4 protein-coding genes are annotated in these 3,335 nt (G+C 40.9%); 2 read left to right on the forward strand and 2 right to left on the reverse strand.

Annotation, left to right across the window (positions count from 1 at the left end; all coding sequences use genetic code 11):
* Positions 1 to 665: Na+/H+ antiporter NhaC family protein (locus tag ACH0QE_RS08680; protein WP_415800307.1), on the reverse strand; the 665-nt coding region annotated here is incomplete at its 3' end.
* A 157-nt stretch (positions 666 to 822) separates the two neighbouring features.
* Here ACH0QE_RS08680 and ACH0QE_RS08685 point away from each other — a divergent pair.
* Positions 823 to 1,644 (forward strand): extradiol ring-cleavage dioxygenase, encoded by an 822-nt coding sequence (locus ACH0QE_RS08685; RefSeq protein WP_415800305.1) that lies wholly within the window; start codon positions 823 to 825, stop codon positions 1,642 to 1,644.
* A gap of 732 nt (positions 1,645 to 2,376) precedes the next feature.
* On the opposite strand, the gene ACH0QE_RS08690 is transcribed toward ACH0QE_RS08685, so the two are convergent.
* Entirely contained in the window at positions 2,377 to 2,604 is a 228-nt protein-coding gene (locus ACH0QE_RS08690; RefSeq protein WP_415800306.1) for a hypothetical protein, read from the reverse strand.
* A 319-nt stretch (positions 2,605 to 2,923) separates the two neighbouring features.
* Between ACH0QE_RS08690 and ACH0QE_RS08695 the strand changes: the two genes are divergently transcribed.
* A complete protein-coding gene (locus ACH0QE_RS08695; RefSeq protein ID WP_415781619.1) occupies positions 2,924 to 3,184 on the forward strand; it encodes a hypothetical protein in 261 nt (86 codons plus the stop codon).
* Positions 3,185 to 3,335: the final 151 nt, after the last annotated feature.

Here is a 3,335-nt window from a genome sequence, read left to right on the forward strand (position 1 = left end):
AGAATTTGTTGGTTATCCACTCCTGCATTGCTAAAATCCCTGCCAAGGTACCAATAGACACCTAGAGCAATCAAAAAGGCTGGCACTGTCGTATAAACCATATGGCGAATATGGGCAAACAGATCTGTTCCCGTGATTCCTCCCGCCAGATTCGTCGTATCGGATAATGGTGACATTTTATCTCCGAAATAAGAGCCTGAAATGATCGCCCCTGCTACCATAGGTGCAGGAATACCCATGCTCACGCCGATTCCCATTCCGGCAACACCAATTGTTCCCATTGTAGACCATGAACTTCCAATTGCCAGAGTGATCAATGCGGTAATGACACTGATGGATACAAGGAACATGGACGGACTCATGATTTTAAGGCCATAGTATACCATCGTTGCGACAATTCCGCCGCCAATCCATGAACCGATGATCATCCCAACAGTGATAATGATCAGAATGGCCGGCAAAGCCATTTTAATGCCTTTATATATACCTTCTTCGATAAAATTCCACTTAAAGCCTGCAAACCAGGCAACAAGACCTGCCACCACAGTTCCAATAATCAGCGGGATATGCGGGTCTCCTTCAAATTTTACAATCGTGACTGCCATTGAAACTACCATAACTAACAAAGGGATGATAGCAAGTCCAAATGGCACTTTCCTCTCTATACTTTTCCCCATTTGTTTTCCTCCTTGCTGTCTCGTTAACTGTCTTTACCCTCAAATCAAGACAGTTAGACAAGCACGAATTTGGAAACTCAGAGAATGAAAGAAGGAATTCATATAATCTTTATCTAATTACTTTTATAAAAAGGAGGTCGTGAACTTGAATCCATTTGTTTTTGCGTGTATTGCTCCTCACGGCGGTGAAATTATTCCTGAATTGCAAGGGGCCAACCCCGAGCGGATGGCTCTCACTAGAAAAAGCATGGTCAAGCTTGGACAGCAGATGGCTAATGCCGAACCAAATTGTATCGTTGTTCTTAGTCCACATGGAACAAGGATCAATAGTCGATTTTCCATAACCGATTCAGAACATCTGGAAGGAAGCTGGAATGAGAACGAGGAAATTTTTACGATGGAAAAACGAGTAGATAGAGACTTAGCGCGAAAAATTAATGATGAAGCGCTAAAAAACGGACTCCCTTCTTCCACCATAAATTTTGGAACTGCAGGAGGCCCAATCTCTTGCCTGCCGCTGGATTGGGGTGCAATTGTCCCTCTTCGTTTCATGCCAGATGTTCCAATCGTTGTGATCACACCATCAAGAGATCTTTCCTTCCAACAGCATATGGAATTCGGTCAATCGCTTCGTACAGCAGTGGCTCAATACGAAAAGAAAGTCGGATTGATTGCCAGCTGCGATTGGTCACATGCTCATGATGAACAAGGACCTTATGGGTTTGATCCAGCAGCTAAAGATTTGGACGAACAAGTGGTTCATTTGATAAAATCAAACCAACTCGAAAAAATGGCAGACTTCGAAGAAGATTTTATCGAAGCCGCAAAACCAGACGGAATCTGGCAAACCCTCATCCTTGCTGGCGCCATCCATCCCGAGGAAAGGCATGTACAATTTCTATCTTATGAAGCACCAACATACTTCGGGTTAATCTGTGCAGGGGTTTTGGCAAAAAGAAAAATCTAGTCATGGACTAGATTTAAGCCTGTAGGCTCTTGATAGTATTTAAATTCCCTAATTGTCCCTTATGGGAAGCATGATCCTTGCATAAGGGTACGATTCGAACCTAATTGTATCCTTATGGGAAGCATGACCCTTGCATAAGGGTACGACTCGAACCTTATTGTATCCTTATGGGAAGCATGATCCTTGCATAAGGGTACGACTCGAACTTAATTGTACCCTTATGGGAAGCATGATCCTTGCATAAGGGTACGATTCGAACCTAATTCTCCCCTTATAGGAAGCATGATCCTTGCATAAGGGTACGACTCGAACCTAATTGTACCCTTATAGGAAGCATGATCCTTGCATAAGGGTACGACTCGAACCTAATTGTATCCTTATGGGAAGCATGATCCTTGCATAAGGGTACGACTCGAACTTAATTGTACCCTTATAGGAAGCATGATCCTTGCATAAGGGTACGATTCGAACCTAATTGTATCCTTATGGGAAGCATGACCCTTGCATAAGGGTACGACTCGAACCTTATTGTATCCTTATGGGAAGCATGATCCTTGCATAAGGGTACGATTCGAACCTAATTGTACCCTTATAGGAAGCATGACCCTTGCATAAGGGTACGATTAATCCTTATGGAATTTAATCAAAGTCAAACCTGGAGTCCTTTTTTCCATACTTATAACCTTTCCTAAGATGGCGCGACATTTTCATTAAGTGAGATCTATTCATCAACTAGATTTTCTTTTTGATGTCTTCTCTTATAGAATCCATTAAATCCTCAGATAAGTTCGCTGGCATTGTTTTATCGTCCTCAACAATCCAGGCATTCATCAATTCAAGGTCTGATTTTTGAAAAGTGATGATATAATTCTGTTGCTCAAAAGTAACTTCAACTGTTACATGTTCCTCACCATAAGATTCATCATCAATTATGATATTGGTCATTTCATAGGTTTTCATAGATAAACTCCTTTACTTGTTTCTTTTGTTATATTTGTCTATCTGTTTATTTGTTTACATAATAATTTTATATAAAACTTATTTTTAATATAACAAAAACGTGCCAGAAGAAACCTGACTCGTAACGTTCTGTATTCTTTTTAGCCTTTATAGTAGATTTTAAACTACCTCACTTTTACCTGATCTGTTTATGCTGAATGCTCCTTCTCAACATAATAAAAAAACACCTCACGCGACGTCTTTTTTGGCGTGTAGTGAAATTCATTCTTCAGGTTATGGTTATCTAAAACAGGCCGCTTCATGGGCAAGCAGGACTTGTTTGCGTGCCGATGCTTCGGATGCCATTGGGAAGGCGATTGTTGGTTCTGGCAAGCCTTTATCCCGAGGGTATCGTTCTTTAAAAGTAGGGGAGAGCTTGAGTGCAAGATCAATCATTGGCTACAATGGAAAACCGCAGCAAGCGTACAGCCCTATCATGATAAAGTTCCATCATGGATTTATTACCGTATCTTCGAGCGAGAGTACTACCATTTGGTTAAATCGAGGTAAACAAAGCCACCAGCATATCGGATGGTCATAAATTGTAATTTAGCGTCTTAAAATACTGCCCTTTATTTACATCTAATTGTTAATAAGCTTGGAGTTAATAAGCTCCAAGCTTTATCTAGCTTTATTACAGAAAAGTACCACGTTAATTCAACATGCAACTTAAAACGATGGTGGAGTCACTG

The organism is Mesobacillus sp. (genome assembly GCF_047739415.1).
GTDB lineage: Bacteria > Bacillota > Bacilli > Bacillales > Cytobacillaceae > Mesobacillus.

What these genes read in the sequence shown, in the direction of transcription:
- ACH0QE_RS08690 (WP_415800306.1), bottom strand. Translation starts at nt 2,604, where the DNA reads ATGAAAACCTATGAAATGACCAATATCATAATTGATGATGAATCTTAT.